Here is an 18,087-nt window from a genome sequence, read left to right on the forward strand (position 1 = left end):
CGCGGCGGTCCGGGCTCAGGCCTTGGAGCGTCGCGCCTCGATGCCGTCCAGGATCATGGTGAGCCCGCGGCGGAAGCTGCTGTCCCGGCCCTCGTCGATCTCGTCCGGCACGTGGGTGGTGTACAGCCGGTGCAGTCGCGGATGGCCCTTGGTGGCCTCGATGACGGCGGGCATCATCTGCGCCATGAACTCCTGCTCGCTCTGGCCGCTCCTGGTCAGGGCGCTCAGCCAGGCGGCCTCCACACAGGCGGTGCCGATGGTGTAGCCCATGGCCACGCTCATCATGTCGTTGGCCTCGGAGAACTCGAAGCCGGCCGTCTCCGCCACGGCGAGCAGGGCCTCGGAGAGCCGCATCCAGTTGGGCCCGAGGTAGATCATTCCGACGTCGCCCATCACCGAGACCATCCACGGGTGGCGGGTGATGGTCGCGCGCATGGCCTCGCAGCTCTCCATGACGGCCGCGCGCCAGACCTCCGGGTCCTCGGCGCCGGTGACCCGGGGCAGCGGGAGTTCACCGAAGACGTGGTCGACGACCAGGGCGAGCAGCTCCTCCTTGTTGGCGACGTGGGTGTAGAGCGAGGTCGCACCGGCGTTGAGCCGGGCGCCGAGCTTGCGCATGCTCAGCGCCTCGATGCCGTCGGAGTCCAGCAGCGCGAAGGCCTCGGCGACGATCTGCTCGCGGCTGAGGGCCGGTTGGGTCCGCCGCTTCTGCGGGCGGTTCCACGGCGAGGTGATGCCGGGCTGCGCCTCGCTCCGGTGCTCCGGTGCGATGTCCTCCGACTTGGCCGTCATCAGGCCCTCCATTCCACGTGCCCCCTGGTCGGGTGCGGTCCGTCCAGCATAGGCCCCGACGCCGAACACCGTACGGCCTTACGTACACCGTACGGCTGGCGCACGCCGTACGGCCTTGCGCACAGTGTTCGGTCTCCGTACAGTGTTCGACGTGGCGCACACCGTTCGGTCGGGGACGGCGGACGGTGTGCGCCACGGGGACTTCCGCGCGGCTGCCGCCGACGCGAGGACGTGCGCGGGGCTGCGGCCGACGTGCCGAACCGAAGGGGGAATCGCGGTGGATCGTCACCCGCGTCGCTGGCTCATCCTGGTCGTGCTGTGCCTCAGCAGCCTGGTGCTGGTGATCGACAACATGGTGCTCACGGTGTCCATCCCGCCGATCGCGGAGGACCTCAAGGCCGGGGCGCAGGACATCCAGTGGATCATCGACTCGTACATCCTGGTCTTCGCCGGCCTGCTGCTGACCTCGGGCAGCCTGTCCGACCGGTTCGGACGACGAAAAGTGATGATCATCGGGCTGGTGCTGTTCGGCGCCGCCTCACTGGTCGCCGCGGTCGCCGGCAGCCCCGGTGAACTGATCGCCGGCCGCGTGCTGATGGGCGTCGGCGGCGCCCTCGTCATGCCCAGCACGCTCTCCATCCTGATCACCGTCTTCGACGACGAGGAGCGGCCCAGGGCGATCGCCGCCTGGAGCGCGGTGGCCATGATCGGCCTGGTCGGCGGCCCGGTGCTGGGCGGCGCGCTGATCGCGCACTTCTGGTGGGGTGCGGTGTTCCTGCTCAACGTGCCGGTCGCGGCCGTGGCCATCGTCGCGGCGGTCGTGCTGATGCCCGAGTCCAAGGGCCCCTGGCGCAAGCCCGACCTGCCCGGCATGCTGCTCTCGATGGTCGGCATGACCGCCCTGGTCTGGTCGATCATCGTCCTGCCGCGGGACGGCTTCGCCCACGTCAACACCCTCGGCTCGCTGGCCGTCGCGATCGCCGCACTGGTCGGCTTCGGCGTCCGCCAGGTCCGCACCGACTCGCCGATGGTCCCGCTCAAGCTGTTCCGCAACCGGGTCTTCACCGGCGCCAGCTTCTCCCTCGTCCTGCTCACCTTCGCCACCGGCGGCCTGATGCTGGTGCTCACCCAGTACCTGCAGTTCGTGCTGGAGTTCTCGCCCACCGACACCGGCCTGGCCTTCATCCCGCTGGCCGTCGCCTCGCTCGCCTTCAACGTGATCGGCGCCGCGCTCGGCAAGAAGCTCTCCGCCCGGGTGCTGACCTCGATCGGCATGGTGATCATCGCGGGCGGCTTCGGCCTGCTGGCCACCCTCTCGGTCGGCGACGGCTTCGCCAAGGTCGCCCTCGCCATGCTGGTCCTCGGCATCGGCTCCGGCCTCGGCATGCCGGCCGCCGCCAACGCGCTGATGGGGGCCATCCCCGGGGAGCACGCCGGGGTCGGCTCCGCGCTCAACGACACCATCCAGCAGTCCGGCGCCGCCCTCGGCGTGGCCATCCTCGGCACCGTGCTCTCCAGCACCTACACCGGCGCGATGCCCGCCGACGCCCCCGCCCCCGCCCGGCACGCCGTCACCGACGCGCTCGCCCTCTCCGCCGGCAGCGGCGACGGCGCCCTGGCCCGGGCCGCCCGGGAGGCCTTCAACGCCGCCACCTCCACCACCTTCACGGTCGGCGGGATCGCGGTCCTGGTGGCGGCGGCACTCACCCTGGTGCTGATGCGGGGCAAGCCGGCGGGTGCGGGTGCGGAGGCGGGTGCGGAGGCGTCGGCCGGGGTCGAACCCCAGGAGCCGGCCGTCGAGGCTCCGGCGGCCTCCGCCGGGGTGGCGGCCTGACCACCCGCCCTCCGAAGGCCCCGACCGGTCCGCCGGCATCGGGGCCTTCGGGCGTTCCGGCGCCTCCGTCCGAACCCCTGCGGGCGGGCGGGCCAGGGCCTGTCCTAAGGTGCACTGACCCCGCTCGGATGGCCCGCCGCCGCCCCGGGCAACCCGATTCCAAGCAGGTTCCCATGCAACGGCTGCTCCCCGGCCTCGCCGCCGCGACCGGCGGGCTGCTCGCCTGCGCCGCCGCCCTGGGCTGGGTCGTCTTCCGGCGCCCTCCCGTCAACCCGCGCTCGCACCGCGGGAGTTCGCCGGTGGTCGTGGTGGCCGGCGACAGCCTGGTGCACGGCACCGTCGGTACCGACTGGGTCGCCTCGCTGCGCCGGCGGCCCGACTGCCGGGGCCTCGACTTCGTCAACGCCGGACGCAACGGCGACAGCTGCACCGACCTGCTGGAGCGGATCGGCCGGGACGTCCTCGACCGGCGGCCGGCCGCGGTGGTGGTCATGATCGGCACCAACGACCTGCTGGGCGGCGCCGGGCCGGAGCGGTACCGGGAGCGGCTCGGCGCGATCGTCGACCTGGTCCGGACCGGCAGCCGCGCCCGCATCGCGCTGGCCTCGCTGCCGCCGTTCGGCGAGGACCCGGACTCCCCGGCCAACCAGCGGGTCCGCGCGTTCAACGTCGTCGCCGCCGAACTCGCCCGGGGCGTCGGCGCCGACTACCTGCCGGTGCACGAGCGGATGGCCGAGGTGCTGCGGGAGCGCGGCACCGGCGCGCCCGCCTTCGGCTACCGGGTCGGCCTCGCCTTCCGCTCGGCCGTCCGCCACCTGCTCCTCCGGCACTCCTGGGACGGCATCGCCCGGGGCCGGGGCCTCCACCTGCTGGTCGACCACCTCCACCTGAACGACCGGGCCGGGGCGATCGTCGCGGACCTGGTCGCCGACCACCTCGCCGACCGCCTCGCCGACCACCTCGCCGGCCGGACCGCCGAAGGCTCCCGGGACGCGCTGCCCGCCCGGCGCGCGTAGCCTTCGAACATGCCCACCGAATACGCGGAACGCGCGTCCAGGCTGCCCGGGGCGGTGCTGTGGACGAAGGGCGCGAGCCCGGGCGGTGGCGGCGGCGGTGATGACGGTGACGGCGGCGCGGACGGTCTGGTGCTGCCGGACGGCTGCATGGACCTGCTCTGGAGCGAGGGCCGGCTGCTGGTCGCCGGACCGGACACCCGGGCGTTCCGGACCGGGCCGGGGCTGCGCGGGCCGTGGGCGGGCGTCCGCTTCCGGCCCGGCGCCGGGCCGCTGCTGCTCGGTGTGCCGGCCTACGAACTGCGCGACCGCCGGGTCGAGTTGGCTGACCTGCTGCCCGCCGCCGAGGTGCGCCGACTGACCGGGCGGATCGACGCCGCTCCCGACCCGGCCGTCGCCCTGGAGGAGCTGGCGCTGCGCCTGGCGGCCGCGGCGCGGCCCGAGGACCCGCTGGTGCGGGCGGTGGCCGGCGCGCTCGCGGCCGGGCGCAGCGTCGCGGCGACGGCCGAGGCGGTCGGGCTCGGTGCCCGGCAGCTGCACCGCCGCTCGCTGGCGGCCTTCGGCTACGGTCCCAAGACGCTGGCCCGGATCCTGCGGCTGCAGCGCGCGCTGGGGCTGGCCCGCGCCGGCGTCCCGCTCGCCGAGACGGCGGCCCGGACGGGCTATGCGGACCAGGCTCATCTCTCCCGTGATGTACGGGAGTTGGCGGGGTCCCGGGTGACGGATCTGCTGTGAGTGTTCCGGCCCTCACGCGCCCTGGAGCGGTGCCAGCAGGTCGACCCCGTTGCCGTCCGGGTCGCGCAGCGAGGCGTAGCGCTGGCCCCAGAAGGCGTCCCAGGGCTTGAGTTCGCCGTGGTGGCCGGCCTCGGTCAGCTCCCGGTAGACGGCGTCCACGTGCGCCGGGCTCTGGCAGCGGAACGCCAGCGCCGCCCGGGCGCCGCCGGTCGGCGGCTGCCAGTCCGGGTGGAAGGAGCGGATGGTCGATTCGGCGTCGAGGACCAGGAGCAGTCCGCCGGGCAGCTCGGTCTCGACGTGCGGCTCCTGCTCGGAGCCCTCGGGGAAGGCCAGTCCCAGCCGCCGGTAGAAGGCGACCGAGGCGGCCATGTCGGAGACGGCCAGGCCGATGAAGGCGAACCGCGGTGCTGGTGTGCTGTTCATGGTCGCCACGCTAGGCGGCCTGCGGGCGGGGGTCTTGAAGGAATCGGACGTCTGCGGCCGCTACCCTCCGGTCATCTCGAACACCGCCCCTGAGCTGGACGAGCCGATCCACGTCGTCCCGTACGACCCGGCCTGGGCCGCGCGGGCGGAGGGGGGCCTGAGCGACTCGTTGTCAGTCCCTTCTTGTACCGTCGATCCCGGGAACAGTGGAATCAGCACGGGGGTATGACGCATGTTCAAGACGACTCCGGAGACGCCCGACGTCTTCCGCACCCCGGTCGACGAGGTATTCATCCGCAACCACCTCGGCCGGCCCCAGGGGCTCGACGCCGCCAGCTGGACGCTCACCGTCGAGGGCCTGGTGGAGCGGCCCCTGCGGCTGGACTTCCAGGCCCTGAAGCGTCTGCCGCAGACCGAATTCACCGCCGTCCACGAGTGCTTCGGCAATCCGCTGCACCCCACCGTGCCGACCCGCGCCGTCACCAACCTGGAGTGGGTCGGCGTCCCGCTCGCCGAGGTGCTGGCGCTGGCCGGCCCGCTTCCGGAGGCTCGGCACGTCTGGCTGGAGGGCGCCGACCGGGCCGACTTCGCGGGGGAGAGCGACGTGAACTTCCTCAAGGACCTGCCGCTGGAGCAGGCCCGCACCGAGGTCGTCCTGGCGCACCGGATGAACGGCGAACCGTTGCGCCCCGACCACGGGTACCCGGTGCGCGCGGTGGCGCCGCTGATGTTCGGCACCAACTCGGTCAAGTGGCTGACCAGGATCGTGCTGGCCGCCGACCGCGCCGAACACCTGTTCACCACCCGCCTGTACACCCGCGTCCTGCCGGGGGAGAGCGAGGTCCGGCCGGTCCGTGAGAAGGACGTCAGCAGCAAGCTGCTGAGCCTGCGGGACGGCTCCACCGTGCCCGCCGGGGTTCGCGAACTGGCGGGCTACGCCTGGAGTTCCACCGAGGTGACGGCCGTCGAGGTCGCGGTGGACGACGCCGACTGGCAGCCCGCCGAGCTGGACGCGCGCGGTCCGCACCCCACGTGGCAGCGGTTCCGGCTCCGGCACGACCTCGCCCCGGGGCGGCACCGGATCCGCTGCCGGGCCACCGACTCCGCAGGGCGGGTCCAGCCGCTCACCGGTGACCGCAACGCCGTCCACGAGATAGCCGTCGTGGCGGAGTGACACCGGCCCGCCCGGTTCAGCGGGCGGCCGGCCGGGTGGTGATCGCCGGGCGGACCTTGGTGAGCATCAGGTCGAGGAACCGGTCAGGGTGGCGGAAGCTCGCGAAGTGGCTGGCGTCCTGGATCAGCGCGAACTCCTTCACCGGGGCGGTGACGTCGTCGAAGAACCGCCGGGCGGGCGCGGGCGGGGTGAGGACGTCGCTGTCGCCCTGGAAGACGAAGAACGGGATCCGGAAGTCGGTGCCCTCGGCCCGCTCGTCGAAGGTTGCAGCCTCCAGTTGGAGCTTCTCGGAGAACTCCATGGCCTTCAGATACGACCGCAGGCCGCGCAGGGTGTGCAGGGGGGAGAACCAGAGCGAGCGCATCACCACGGTCTTCATGGTGTCGTAGGAGAGCGGGTCGCTGGTGAGGACCAGCTTGTTGTACTCGGCGACGTCCTTGGTGGTCCACCGGGTCCGGTCGGCGCCCATGGCCAGGGCGGTGGCCAGCTCCTTCTCCTTCTTCCGGCCCGCCGCGCGCAGCCGGTCGACGAGGGCGTCGTAGGCGGTGCGCTCCCGGCCGCCGTCGATGATGTTCTGGTCGGTGCCGACGTAACCCGAGTACAGCTCGGGGTGGTTGCGGGCCAGCCGCAGGCCGAGGACGGTGCCGAAGGAGTTGGCGACCAGCAGCAGCCGGTCGACGCCGAGCCGGGTCCGCAGGTGCTCGGTGACCTCCAGGGCGTCGCGGTACAGCTGCGGGTGGCTCAGCTCGCCCTGCCCCTCCGGGCCGCCGGCGGCGAAGGTGAAACCGGCGCCGCGCATGTCCCAGCGGACGATCGTGAAGTGCTTCTCCCAGCTGTGGGTGCGGGGGAGGAAGGCCAGGTTGGAGGCGCCGGGGCCGCCGAGGATCTCCAGGATCACCGGGTTGCTGCGGTCCTCGCCGCGGATGGAGATCCACTGGTCGATGCCGCCGATCCGGACGAAGCCGGACTCCTCGACGCCGTTCGGCGCGGTGATCCGCAGCTTCTTCGTGAGTGCCGCGCGCTTGAGCTGTCGGTAGCCCAGCACCCCGGCGACGGGAGTGGCGAGGGCGGCGGTGGTGGCGATGGCGATGGTGGCAAGCATGGTGTATCCCCCAAACTGTTTACTGCGTCAGCAGATGTGTTTAAGGTATATACAGTTCGAGGTGCTGTCAACGGACGGCGCACGGAAGCCGCAACGGACGTGCGGAGGCCGCAACGGACGTGCGGAGGCCGCGACGGCGCGGAAGCCGCACAGGATTCGACGATCCGAAGATTCGAAGAGGAGACCGGGATGGCCAAGGAGAAGGCACGCGACCTGCGCGCGGGCATCGCACTGCTGTGGGGCGAGCGGGACCAGCCCACCCGCGGGCCCAAGCCCAGCCTGACCCCCCAGCGCATCGCCGCCGCCGCCGTGGTGATCGCCGACGCCGAGGGGCTGGACGCGGTCTCCATGAACAAGGTCGCCGCCGAGTTCGGCGTCTCGGCCATGGCGCTCTACCGCTACGTGCCCGGCAAGGCCGAACTGGTCGAGTTGATGGTCGAGTCCGTGCTCGCCGGCGTCCCCGACCTGTCAGCCGCCGGCGACGACTGGCGGCAGCGCATCACCGAATGGGCCCGCCGCTCCGCCGCGCTCCACCGCGCCCACCCCTGGCTGCTGGCGGCCACCGCCATGCGCCGCCAGCTCATGGGCCCCCACCAGCTCGGCTGGCTGGACGCGGCCCTCGCCGCCCTGGAGCCCTCCGGCCTGAGCGCCGCCGAGCAGCACCGGGTCTTCGTCCTGGTCGCCGGCCTGGTCCGCACCCTCGTCCAGCAGGACCTCGACTTCGACGAGGAGCACAGCCGGGAATGGGGCCGGCTCACCGATGAACTCCTGGAACGCCACGCCGACCGCTTCCCCACCCTCACCCGGGCCATCGCTGCCGGTGCCTTCGCCCCCGACCCCGTCGACCCGCTGGAGTTCGGCCTGGCCCGCATCCTCGACGGCGTCCAGCTGCTCCTCGACCAGCCCGGCCGCCCGGTGTGAAGCCGCGGGTGTGACGTCCCCGGCTTGACGTCCCCGGCGTGACGCCCCGGGGGTGTGCTGCCTGCCGGCCGGGGCGGCTGTGCTGCCTGCCGACCGGGGCGCCTGCGCTACCCGCCGGCCGGGGCGTCGCCCGAGCGCAGGGTGAGCACGGTGATCTCGCTCGGGGCGAAGACCCGGAAGGGAGGTCCCCAGAAGCCGGTGCCCCGGCTGGTGTAGAGCCGGGTGCGCTCGCCGTGCCGGCTGAGGCCGTGCACCACGGGCTGGTCGATCCGGACGAGAAAGTTGAACGGCCAGATCTGGCCGCCGTGGGTGTGCCCGGAGATCTGCAGGTCGACGCCGGCGGCCGCGGCCTGCGGGACGTACTTGGGCTGGTGGGCGACGAGCAGGACGGGCCGGTCCGGGTCCGCGCCCGCCAGCGCGCCGAGCAGGTTGGCCCGGTGCCCGGCCAGGCCGGAGGACTCCGCGGTGACGTCGTCCACGCCGGCCAGCACCAGGGCGTCCCCGCCGCGCTCGACCACGACGTGGCGGTTGTGCAGCGGCTCCCAGCCGAGGTCCGCCATCCGGTCCAGCCAGCCCTGGGCCTCCCCGCCGTACTCGTGGTTGCCCGTGACGTAGACCTTGGCCAGCCGGGCCCGGACGGTGCCGAGCGGCGCGGACTGCTCCCGGCGCTGGGCGGGAGTGCCGTCGGCGATGTCCCCGGCGTGGACCACCACGTCCGGGTCGAGCGCGTTGACCGCCGCGGCGACCCGGGCCGACCAGTCCGCCCGGTCGATCGGCCCGTAGTGGGTGTCGGCGAGCACCACGACCCTGGTCCCGTCCAGCCCGCCGCCGAGCCGCGGCAGGTGGACGTCCAGCCGCTTCACCCGGGGCACCCGCATCGCCTCGCGGTGCCCCCAGGCGAGCAGCCCGGCCGAGACCGCGGCCACCGCCGCCGCCACGGTCCTGGCCCGGTCGGTGCCGCCGACGTCGAGCCCGCCCAGGACGAGGTTCACCAGTCCGCCCAGGACGGACCAGGTGAACAGCACCCAGACCACCCCGAGGCTGGTGTCCGCGACGCGGGCCGCCCGGTCGTTCCGCCGCGACCCGTGGCCCGCGATCATCAGGAACGGGAAGGACACCAGCCAGGCGGCGAACACCACCGTGCCGGCCAGGACCACCGGGAACGGCCAGTCGGCACCCGAACCGAGGAGCGTCCACCAGGGCGCTCCGCCCAGCAGCACGAGCACCAGCACCAGCACGGCCAGCCGCCGGGCCACGGACCGCCGCCGTCCCGGGCCCGCTGCCGCCCCGCCCTCGGGCCGCGCGGCAGCCGCGATTGCCCCGGACTCCCCACCGCCCGCCGGGAGTTCCGGTCCCGCACCGCTGGTTCCGCTGTCACCCACTGCGCTGCCCCTCACGTCTGCTCCCCGTGCTCCTCCCCATCATCCGCCACCCGCCGTCCCCGCCCTGCACGAGTCACCGCAGGACGTCCGCGACGACGTCACCCTCCTCGGGCAGCGGATGCTTGGGATCCTTTGTGAGGCACCGGCCATCGGCTGCACCGACTCGCGGTCGATGCACGAGTGGGCATCGCGTGATCTCCACGCGCGGGCCGGCGGGCCACCGCCGGGGGAGCCGGCGCAGGAGAGCGGGGAGGCCTACGCGCGGGCCGCCGTCCTCGCGGGGCGGGCTTTCGTCCCCCAGCTGGCGAGCAGGCTCAGCGCCTCGGCGGACGGGGAGCCGGGCTGGGCCGTATTGATGACGAGGGCCTGATCGGGGTCGTCGGGCAGGCGGAAGGTCTCGTAGGACAAGGTCAGCTCCCCCACGATCGGGTGGTGGAAGCGCTTGGTCCCGTTGGCCTTCTCGCGGACCGGGTGTTCGGCCCACCAGCGTCGGAAGTCCTCGCTCAGTTCGGAGAGTTCACCGACCAGGGCCACGAGCAGGGGGTCGTCGGGGTGGCGGCCGGCGTCCATCCGCAGGTCGGCGACAGCGTCCCGGGCCACCTGTTCCCAGTCGGGGTACAGGTCTTTGACGGAGTCGTCGAGGAACAGCAGGCGTATCCCGTTGCGTCCGCTCTCGGGCAGTGCTGCGAAGTCGGTGATGAGGGCGCTTGCCAAGCGGTTCCAGGCGAGTATCTCAAGACGCCGTCCGACCACCATGGCGGGCGCGTTGTCGAGGGTGTCGAGCACCCGGAGCAGGCCGGGGCGCACCCGGTGGGTAGGCCCCTGGGGCCGGACGCGGGCGGGAGCGGGCTGCCCGGGCCTGGCCAGGTGGTGCAGGTGGCTGCGCTCGGCATTGTCCAGGCGCAGGGTTCGGCAGACGGCGTCCAGGACTTCGGCCGAGACGTTCACGTCGCGGCCCTGTTCCAGGCGGGTGTAGTAGTCGGCGCTCACCCCGGCCAGTGCGGCGAGCTCCTCCCGCCTCAGCCCCGGCACCCGGCGCCGACCGGCTGGGGGGAGACCGACGTCCTCGGGAAGCAGCCGCGCTCGGCGGGATCGCAGGAAATCGCCCAACTCAACTCGTCTGTCCACGCCACAAGTGTGGCGTACCCCGCCGACCGGGTCCTGGGTCCGGCAGACCCAGGACCACGGTTCCCGGAGCCGACAGGGCTCTGGCTGGAGGCCGTGCGGCTGTCGAAGATGGCATTCGTTCGAATGACCGCAGAGCAGACAGGACGGGCGACCATGCCGAAGACGACTGTGAGTACCTTGGTGGAAGCACCCGCTGACGACGTGTGGGGTCTCATCCGGGACTTCAACGGCCTGGGCGACTGGCACCCCCACATGCCGCCGAGCCGCATCGAGGGCGGCGGGCCGGCGGATGCGGTCGGGGCGGTCCGGATCTTCTCGATCGGTGGGACCGAGATCCGCGAGACCCTGCTGGCCTTCGACGAAGAGGGCCGCAGCTACACCTTCAGCCTCCCGGACGGCGTCTTCCCGCTGCGCAACTACCGGGCGTCGTTGCGGGTTCTCCCCGTCACGGAGCTGAACGGGAGCTTCGTGGAGTGGAGCGCGACCTACGACGTCGAGGCCGCGGCGGAACGGGACATGGCGGAGTCCGCTCGCGGGGTCTTCTCCGCAGGTCTGGCCGCACTGCGCGCACGCTTCGCCCGCTGACGGTGCGACCGGGCGGCCCGATGGCCCCGTTACGGTCGCAGTCCGCGGAACGCCAGTGCGAGAACGTCTGCCACGTGATCGGTCGAGAGCGGTGCGATGCGCAGGAGGAGCCGGTAGTACAGGGGTGCGTACAGCAACTCCACCGCGGCGTCGAGGTCGACGTCGTCCCGGATCTGCCCTAGCCGCTGGCCCTCCTTCAGCAGGTCCGCGCATTCCCGGGTGCGCGGCCTGACGATCGTGTCCAGGATCGCCTCGGTCAGCACCGGGTCGGACTGGGCTTCGGCGATCAGGCCGGTGAAGATGTCGCCCATCTCGGTGTTGAGCAGCCCGACGACCGCGCTCATCTGCCCGGTGAGATCGGCGATCACGTCACCGGTGGAGCGAAAGTCGATCCCGCTGCCGACCTTCTCGTTGACGGCTTCCAGGACGACCGTGCCCTTGGACGGCCACCACCGGTAGATCGTCTGCTTCCCCACGCCCGCGCGGGCCGCGATCCCCTCGATCGTCACCTGGGCATAGCCGACCTCGGTTGCCAGCTCGAAGGCTGCCGCGAGCGTGGCCTCATGGGAACGCCGACTGCGGCGCCCGGAACTGGCTGGCGATGTCATGGGGGAATCATAAGGCAAACATGAGACGAGACGTATCGTCTTGACCCGTCCTGAAGCGCCGTGCCATTCTCCAAACGAACCGGAACGTCTCGTCTCGTCTCGTTGAGCTGGAACACTCCCAGGGGGAATCACATGAACACCGCGATCACCAGACCCGCGATCCGTGCGGCGGCAATCCTCGCCGCAGCGTTACTCCTCGCCACCCTCACGCCGGGCACGAGCCGAGCGGAGTCGCCGCCGCACGAGACGCCCACCGGCCTCGGCAGCCAGGAGACGACCCTCCACAACGCCGGCCCGAGCCTGAACGCGACCATCCTCTCCCCCCTCGACGGTGCTCGGCGCCACCCCGCGATCGTGCTGGTGCAGGGTGCGGGGCCCGGCGCCCGCGGGCAGTACCGGACCGAGGCCGAGGCGATGGCCCGCGCCGGATTCGTCGTGCTCAGCTACGACAAGCGCACCGTCGGCTACTCCCAGACCCAGCGCTCCTACCGACTCCTCGCCGACGACGCACTGGCAGCGGTGCAGACGCTGCGTACCAGCCCCGGCGTGGACCCGGACCGCGTCGGACTCTGGGGCTTCAGCGAGGGCGGCTGGGTCGCTCCGCTGGCCGCCGCCCAGTCGCCCGACGTGAAGTTCCTCGTGCTGGTCGGCGCCAGCGGAGTCTCCCCCGCGCGCGCCCAGGCCTGGTACCTGACCAACAAGCTCCGCAGGACCGGTGTACGAGGATCCATGCTGGGCCCGATCGCGCAGTCGGGCACCCGCTTGATGGCCGACGCGGGCCTGTTCCCCGAGGCCGACCACGACGCAGCCGGAGCGCTGGCCCGCCTTCAGCAGCCCGTCCTGGCCCTGTGGGGCGGACAGGACCACCAGGAGCCGCCGCTGGAGAGTTCTCGGATCCTCCAAGACGCACTGCGCCAGGCCGGTAACAACCGCTCCACCATCCACTTCTTCCCCGACGCCGAACACAAGCTGCACACCACGACGGACGGCTTCGACCGCGGCGCCGATCTGACTCCTGGCTACGTTCCCCTGATGGCCCGGTGGGTCGCCGACCTGCCCGACGTCGCGCCGTCCGCGGACACCGGGACGCCCCCGCGCCAGGACTTCGCCAGTCCCGAACTGGCCCCGGCCCCCTGGTACCGAACATACGGAGTCCAACTCGCCCTGCTCCTGGTCCTGCTGACGTCCTTCACCACCTACCCTCTGGTCGCGCTCCTGCGTCGACTGCGCGGGCGCCGGACCGCACCACCTGCCGCGCTTTCCGCCCGCCTGCTCAGTGCCACCGGGGCAGTTGCCACTCTCGGCTTCACCCTCTACCTGCTCTACGTCCAGGCCACCATGGACGCCGGCCCTGTCATCGCGGGACGGGCCGTCGTCTGGCTCACACTCCAACTCCTGGCAGGCGTCACCGTCGCCGCCACCATCGCCACCGCCGCCCAGTGGTGGCGCAGCACATCGCAGGCGACCGCTCTCCTGCGCATCAGGCTCGGCCTGCTGGTGACAGGCGGCCTGGCCTTCCTCCCGTGGGCCGCGTCCTGGGGGCTGCTCACCCCGTGATGAACGCACTCACGGGTGAACTGCCACCAGACTGTGGGGCTCCGTGGGTGACGGTGCAGTGAGCGCGTGCGCGATCGATGCGGCGGCGGCCGGCAGGCGCGAACGCGAGGGCTCGGCCGAGGGCCCGCCGATCGGACGCGGTCGTGCAGCCGGCCATTCCCCAGTGGATCTCGGCCACTGCGACCACGAGACGACGAAGGCCCCGACCGGCGCTTGAGTTCCAGGGATCGTTGCGACACCCCAGTTCGAGGGGTGCGATGTTCGAGATCCGGAAGAACCGGACGGTGGCTCAAGGGCCCAGGACCCTGGTCCGTGAGCGGGTGGAATACCTCCGGCTCACGGACCGGGGTGAACGCAACCAGCACTGCAACCACGGCCCGGTCGGGATCCCCCTGCCTCCCGGCTTCCCTCATCGAGGGGCGGGGAGGCCGACAGCGCTCCATTGCTCGTCGATGACGGCGGCGGTGCGGGTGCCGGTGTCGTACGGGGTCCAGCCCGGGGTGCTGTGGCGGATGAAGTCGAGCCAGGCGCCGTGTACCCCGATGTCGGCTGTCCGTCCGAGCATCCGATCGCGTGCGCGTCAGTTCTCCTCGATCAGCACCAGTTCGACCTGGACGTTGCCCCGCGTCGCGTTCGAGTACGGGCACACCTGATGGGTCGCCTCGAGCAGTTCCCGTGCGGCCTCAGAGTCCACGCCGGGCAGCTGGGCCTCGATCCTGGCCGCCAGACCCAGCCGGCCCTCGGCGAGCGACCCGACCATGGAGACGGTCACCGAGATCGCCGATTCCCTGACGTCCAGCTTCTTCGCCCCCGCGACCAAGCGCAGGCCGCTGTGGAAGCAGGCCGCGTAGCCGGCGGCGAACAGCTGCTCCGGGTTGGTACCGGGGCCGTTGTCGCCGCCCAGCTCCTTGGGCATGGACAGCGACGCCGTCAGACGGCCGTCCTCGGTGGCGACCTTGCCGTCGCGGCCGCCCCAGGAGGTGGCGGTGGTGGTGTAGATGGTGTCGCTCATGTCCGGTTCCTTCGATGAGGACGCGCCGGATGAGGGCACGTCTGATGGGCGCTCCCGCGCGGGTGTGCTGTCGACCAGCTCCCGCTGGAACGGCTGGTCAGTTGGTACTGGTGCCGGTACCGGTGGTGGTGCCGGTGCCGGCGGATCCGGACGCGGATGCGGCGGGCATCGCGTCATCCCTGGTCTGCCTGGTCTGCCTGGTCTGCCTGGTCTGCCTGGTCCGACGGGTCTGCCGGGTCTGCCTGGCGGCCGGCTCGGTGCCAAGTATGTGCATCCGGGCTCCCGCACAGCCTGCCCCTGCCAGGGGTAGGTCCGGGAAAGGGCTTGTGGATCCAGCGGGTTGCCGGACACCGGGGGCTGCGCCCACGGGTGGGTGACCCCGGCAGGGGCAGGCTGCACGGCGCCGGCGCGTACATACTCGGCTGCATGAACAAGTCAGTGCGGTTGGGGGAGTTCCTGCAGATCCGCCGGTCGCTGCTGCAACCGGCGGATGTGGGACTGCCGGATTTCGGAGAGCGACGGCGCGTGCCCGGGCTGCGCCGCGATGAGCTGGCCCAGTTGGCGGGGGTGAGCCTGTCCTACTACACGCGGCTGGAGCAGGGGGTGTCGCTCAACGCTTCGCCGGAGGTGCTGGACGCTCTTGCCCGGGCCCTCGGCCTGGATGAGGTGGAGCAGGCCCACCTGCACGATCTGGCTCACGCCGCACGTCGCGGCAGCAAGCGCCGCAGGCTGGCGCCCGAGTACGCGGATGACGCGACCAGGCAGCTGCTCGGAGCGTTCGGTGACGCACCGGCGGTGGTGCTGGGGCGCCGCAGCGACGTGCTGGCCTGGAACCGTACGGGACACGCCTTGTTCGCCGGACATCTGGACCCGCACATCCCCGATCAGCCGGACCGGCGCCCGAACATGGCGCGGCTGGTCTTCCTGGACGCTCACACCCGGGATCTGTTCGTGGACTGGCCGAGGAAGGCCAGGGCAGTGGTGGGGAAGCTGCGGCTTGCCGCCGGCCAGTATCCGGACGATCCCCGGCTGGCCGCGCTGATCGGCGAACTGGCCATGAAGAGTGCGGAATTCGCCACCATGTGGTCCGAGAACCGGGTCCGGAACTGGGACATCGCCGGCTATCGCATGCACCATCCTCTGGTCGGCCGGCTGCACCTCAACCTGCAGACCCTGACGATCCCGCAGGCGAGTGGGCAGCGCATCGTCGTCGCGACCGCTGAGGCCGGCTCAGGCTCACAGGCCGCACTGCACCTTCTCGCCCGGGCCGGTGCCCCGGTCGACCGGCGGGCAGGCCGGCACAGCTCCGGGACCGCCGGAAGCGGCCACCCTCAGACCAGCGCGAGCTGATCCCGGAACGGCGCATTCATTGAGCCGAACGCGGCCAGGGAGACCGGTTGCCACTGACGCCAGGTGCTCAGACGCTCCTCGTAGAGGGCGGCGACGTCGGGGAAGGACCTGCCGAGGAGGACCCTGAGAGGGGGCTTCTCGGCATCGACGATCCGAAGAATCGCATCGCGGGTCGCGTGCGGGTCCAGCCATCGTCGCCCTCACGCTCCGCGACCGCTCTCCCGAGGTGGGAGTGGGCGGTGAGCCCCGGGAACCCAACTGAGAACACGAGACGACGAAGGCCCGGACCGCTGAGTGGTCCGGGCCATCTGCCGGCGGCGGATGCGAGATTCAAACACGTGCGGGGTTGCCCCCAACACGCTTTCCAGGTCCGGGCGTTCGGTGGCGGCCGGAGATGTCCTGACCTTCGGCGGAGTGGCTCGCTCGCCGGGCTCCGGACGGGGCTGGACGGGGCTGGACGGGGCTGGACGGGGGTGAGTGCAACCAGAACCGCAACCAGAGGCAGCCGCGTGTGCCGTGGGCACGAGGGCGCGGCCGCAGTCGGCGACGGGCCGGCCTGCCACCGATTCAGGAGCGGGGAGCCGGGACGGCCGTGAGCATCGGGAGGGAGGACAGGTGCTCCTCAGGGATGTCGAAGGCCTCCGTCAGCGCGGACAACTGCGGAGCGAGCCGGGTGACCAGCCTCTGCCGGGTCTCGGACAGCGCACCGACCTGCTCGGCTGTCAGCGCCTCCTCGACCAGCAGCAGTCCGCTGCGCGACTCCACCTGTCCGAGCAGGAACAGAGCGCACAGGTCTTCCAGCACGGCTCGCGTGGACCGGTCGGTCACACGTGTGCAGGCCGCGACGAACGCGTCGGCGGCCTGCCCTACCGCGTACGCCTCGACCAGGGCCAGCGCGGCGTCGGACGCGTTGTTCCAGCGACCCAAGCCGTTACGCGACAGGCCGCCGCGAAGGTCGCGCCGGGCGGCCAGGTGCCAGTGGCGCTCGGCGGCGGCGAGGGTCCGCCGGAGGAAGCCGGGGTCGGTCAGATCCTCCGCGCCGGTGGCGCCCTCGGGCTTCGGGGTGAGCGTGTGGCCAAAGATCATCTCGGCGCCGGCCTTGCACCAGATCGCCAGGTTGTCACCCTCGGCCGTGATCGCCCCGTCCGCGTTCGCGGAGTACTCCGCCAGTCCGTTCACCGGGAAGAGCCCCTGGGCCCCGCAGCGCTCCCGGCTCTCGATCGTGATGTCCCGGGCCTGCCAGGTGATCCAGCCCTTGGTGACGGCCACCAGGCGTTCCGTCTCCGCGCGTTCCTCGGGCCTGTGGGTGATCCACCGTTCGGTGACCGCCCGGTGGAGGAAGGTCATGGCATAGGCGGTGGCCACACGGTCGAGCAGCCGGGCGTGGTGGCTGCGGTGCGCGGCCAGCGGGACACGCTGTCCGGTGGCCGAGCCGGAGATGTGCCGCACGTACGCGTAGCGGACCGCGGTCGCCAGCGCCGCTCGACAGCCCCCGAGCGTGCTCGCACTCATGCAGAGTTTCCCCACTGTCACCCGGCCGATGGCGTGCAGGAAGCGCTTGCGTGAGCTGCCCACTGCGCTGGTGAAGGTACCGTCCGGCAGCAGTTGTCCGTGCGGCCCCTGAATGAGCGCGGTCCGCGGCAGCCGCACTCGGTCGAAGCCGGTGACACAGTGGTCCACCGGGCTGCCGATCCGTTCCGGCAGCATCGTCACGGTGACTCCCGGCATCGCTCCCCGGTGGTCGCTCAGCGGTGTGAGGAACAGGAAGACGCCCTCGTCCCGGTCATCGACCAGCAGCCTGGCCGCGACGACCGCGGTCTTCGGCCCGCCCGCCGGACTGGTGTTGGGCATGAACTTCCATGCACCGTCGTTCGGCGTGTGCAACACGAACTCGTCGTGCTCACGGTCGTAGCGGGCGACCGTCTCCAGCGCGGCCGCGTCGTTCCCGTGCGCCCGCTCCGTGCACAGGAAGGTTCCGGTACGGGCCAGGGACGCGAACTCGCCGAGGTCGCGCGCCGGCGACACCTGGTCGTCGAGCACGCTGCCCAGGAAGAGGTTGTAGTGGATGCCGGCCACGGTCGCCGTGGCGCCGTCCACCACCGCGGCCCATTCGTGGAGTGCGGCCAACTCGCGCGGATCGCAGGCCAGCCACTCGGCAGGGAGGGGGAGTTCGTCGTTCAGTCCGCGCAGACGGTCGTACGCGAGCTGCCACCTCTCCTCGATTCGGGCCTCGGGGCGGTAGCGGAACAGTTCGGCCGAGATGGCCTTGCGCCAGTGCGCGTGGACGTAAGCACCCTCGGGGCCGTCCTGGAACAGGGCCTCGGATAAGCGGCTGTGGTCGAGTGTGACGGGAGTGTCGGTCGTCATAGGCACGCCCGGTTCAACGACGGCGGACGGCGGGCAGAAACGATCTTTCGGTTGCCGTTGTGTTAAAACGTGGCGACACGCGACATGCCGTCGCGCAGCCGCGT

The 18,087-nt window shown here is 71.9% G+C and carries 18 protein-coding genes; 8 read left to right on the forward strand and 10 right to left on the reverse strand.

What is annotated here, in order from left to right; all coding sequences use genetic code 11:
* Positions 1-15: 15 nt before the first annotated feature.
* Positions 16-792, reverse strand: a complete 777-nt coding sequence (locus ABTY61_RS19505; protein WP_350506249.1) for a TetR/AcrR family transcriptional regulator — start codon at positions 790-792, stop codon at positions 16-18.
* 277 nt (positions 793-1,069) lie between these two features.
* Here ABTY61_RS19505 and ABTY61_RS19510 point away from each other — a divergent pair, with 277 nt between their 5' ends.
* The 3 genes from ABTY61_RS19510 (at position 1,070) to ABTY61_RS19520 (ending at position 4,374) form a co-directional block, all read left to right on the forward strand.
* A complete protein-coding gene (locus ABTY61_RS19510; protein ID WP_350506250.1) occupies positions 1,070-2,626 on the forward strand; it encodes an MFS transporter in 1,557 nt (518 codons plus the stop codon).
* 173 nt (positions 2,627-2,799) lie between these two features.
* The gene (locus ABTY61_RS19515) at positions 2,800-3,642 is read left to right on the forward strand and encodes an SGNH/GDSL hydrolase family protein (protein ID WP_350506251.1); all 843 of its coding nucleotides are present in this window, start codon (positions 2,800-2,802) and stop codon (positions 3,640-3,642) included.
* Between the two features lie 9 nt (positions 3,643-3,651).
* Positions 3,652-4,374 carry a helix-turn-helix domain-containing protein gene (locus ABTY61_RS19520; RefSeq protein ID WP_350506252.1) on the forward strand — a complete coding sequence of 241 codons (723 nt, stop codon included), beginning with the start codon at positions 3,652-3,654 and terminating at the stop codon, positions 4,372-4,374.
* A 12-nt stretch (positions 4,375-4,386) separates the two neighbouring features.
* Here ABTY61_RS19520 and ABTY61_RS19525 read toward each other — a convergent pair whose 3' ends face one another.
* Positions 4,387-4,797, reverse strand: a complete 411-nt coding sequence (locus ABTY61_RS19525) for a VOC family protein (protein ID WP_350506253.1) — start codon at positions 4,795-4,797, stop codon at positions 4,387-4,389.
* Positions 4,798-5,029: 232 nt separating this feature from the next.
* Here ABTY61_RS19525 and ABTY61_RS19530 point away from each other — a divergent pair, with 232 nt between their 5' ends.
* Positions 5,030-5,971: a molybdopterin-dependent oxidoreductase gene (locus tag ABTY61_RS19530; RefSeq protein ID WP_350506254.1), complete on the forward strand. Its 942-nt coding sequence runs from the start codon at positions 5,030-5,032 to the stop codon at positions 5,969-5,971.
* Between the two features lie 16 nt (positions 5,972-5,987).
* Here the strand turns inward: ABTY61_RS19530 and ABTY61_RS19535 are convergent, their stop codons facing one another.
* The gene (locus ABTY61_RS19535; RefSeq protein WP_350506255.1) at positions 5,988-7,073 is read right to left on the reverse strand and encodes an alpha/beta fold hydrolase; all 1,086 of its coding nucleotides are present in this window, start codon (positions 7,071-7,073) and stop codon (positions 5,988-5,990) included.
* A 189-nt stretch (positions 7,074-7,262) separates the two neighbouring features.
* Here ABTY61_RS19535 and ABTY61_RS19540 point away from each other — a divergent pair, with 189 nt between their 5' ends.
* Positions 7,263-7,994: a TetR/AcrR family transcriptional regulator gene (locus ABTY61_RS19540; protein WP_350506256.1), complete on the forward strand. Its 732-nt coding sequence runs from the start codon at positions 7,263-7,265 to the stop codon at positions 7,992-7,994.
* A gap of 107 nt (positions 7,995-8,101) precedes the next feature.
* On the opposite strand, the gene ABTY61_RS19545 is transcribed toward ABTY61_RS19540, so the two are convergent.
* Positions 8,102-9,250: a metallophosphoesterase gene (locus ABTY61_RS19545; RefSeq protein ID WP_350506257.1), complete on the reverse strand. Its 1,149-nt coding sequence runs from the start codon at positions 9,248-9,250 to the stop codon at positions 8,102-8,104.
* 381 nt (positions 9,251-9,631) lie between these two features.
* Positions 9,632-10,504, reverse strand: coding sequence for a helix-turn-helix transcriptional regulator (locus ABTY61_RS19550; RefSeq protein ID WP_350506258.1), 873 nt, complete (start codon positions 10,502-10,504; stop codon positions 9,632-9,634).
* A 153-nt stretch (positions 10,505-10,657) separates the two neighbouring features.
* On the opposite strand from ABTY61_RS19550, the gene ABTY61_RS19555 reads away from it, so the two are divergent.
* Positions 10,658-11,089, forward strand: coding sequence for an SRPBCC family protein (locus ABTY61_RS19555; protein WP_350506259.1), 432 nt, complete (start codon positions 10,658-10,660; stop codon positions 11,087-11,089).
* A gap of 29 nt (positions 11,090-11,118) precedes the next feature.
* Here the strand turns inward: ABTY61_RS19555 and ABTY61_RS19560 are convergent, their stop codons facing one another.
* On the reverse strand, positions 11,119-11,697 hold the full coding sequence (locus tag ABTY61_RS19560; RefSeq protein ID WP_350506260.1) for a TetR/AcrR family transcriptional regulator: 579 nt from the start codon (positions 11,695-11,697) through the stop codon (positions 11,119-11,121).
* Between the two features lie 132 nt (positions 11,698-11,829).
* Between ABTY61_RS19560 and ABTY61_RS19565 the strand changes: the two genes are divergently transcribed.
* Complete coding sequence (locus ABTY61_RS19565; RefSeq protein WP_350506261.1) at positions 11,830-13,254, forward strand: alpha/beta hydrolase family protein; 1,425 nt, start codon at positions 11,830-11,832, stop codon at positions 13,252-13,254.
* 409 nt (positions 13,255-13,663) lie between these two features.
* On the opposite strand, the gene ABTY61_RS19570 is transcribed toward ABTY61_RS19565, so the two are convergent.
* From ABTY61_RS19570 to ABTY61_RS19580, 3 genes are all read right to left on the reverse strand, one after another.
* Positions 13,664-13,819 carry a hypothetical protein gene (locus ABTY61_RS19570; RefSeq protein WP_350506262.1) on the reverse strand — a complete coding sequence of 52 codons (156 nt, stop codon included), beginning with the start codon at positions 13,817-13,819 and terminating at the stop codon, positions 13,664-13,666.
* A 15-nt stretch (positions 13,820-13,834) separates the two neighbouring features.
* Positions 13,835-14,266, reverse strand: a complete 432-nt coding sequence (locus ABTY61_RS19575; protein WP_350506263.1) for an organic hydroperoxide resistance protein — start codon at positions 14,264-14,266, stop codon at positions 13,835-13,837.
* Positions 14,267-14,363: 97 nt separating this feature from the next.
* A complete protein-coding gene (locus tag ABTY61_RS19580) occupies positions 14,364-14,540 on the reverse strand; it encodes a hypothetical protein (RefSeq protein WP_350506264.1) in 177 nt (58 codons plus the stop codon).
* Between the two features lie 152 nt (positions 14,541-14,692).
* On the opposite strand from ABTY61_RS19580, the gene ABTY61_RS19585 reads away from it, so the two are divergent.
* Positions 14,693-15,616 (forward strand): helix-turn-helix domain-containing protein, encoded by a 924-nt coding sequence (locus ABTY61_RS19585; RefSeq protein ID WP_350506265.1) that lies wholly within the window; start codon positions 14,693-14,695, stop codon positions 15,614-15,616.
* A 567-nt stretch (positions 15,617-16,183) separates the two neighbouring features.
* Here ABTY61_RS19585 and ABTY61_RS19590 read toward each other — a convergent pair.
* Positions 16,184-17,983, reverse strand: coding sequence for an acyl-CoA dehydrogenase family protein (locus ABTY61_RS19590; protein ID WP_350506266.1), 1,800 nt, complete (start codon positions 17,981-17,983; stop codon positions 16,184-16,186).
* Positions 17,984-18,087: the final 104 nt, after the last annotated feature.

This window comes from Kitasatospora sp. NPDC096128 (assembly GCF_040303105.1).
Lineage (GTDB): Bacteria > Actinomycetota > Actinomycetes > Streptomycetales > Streptomycetaceae > Kitasatospora.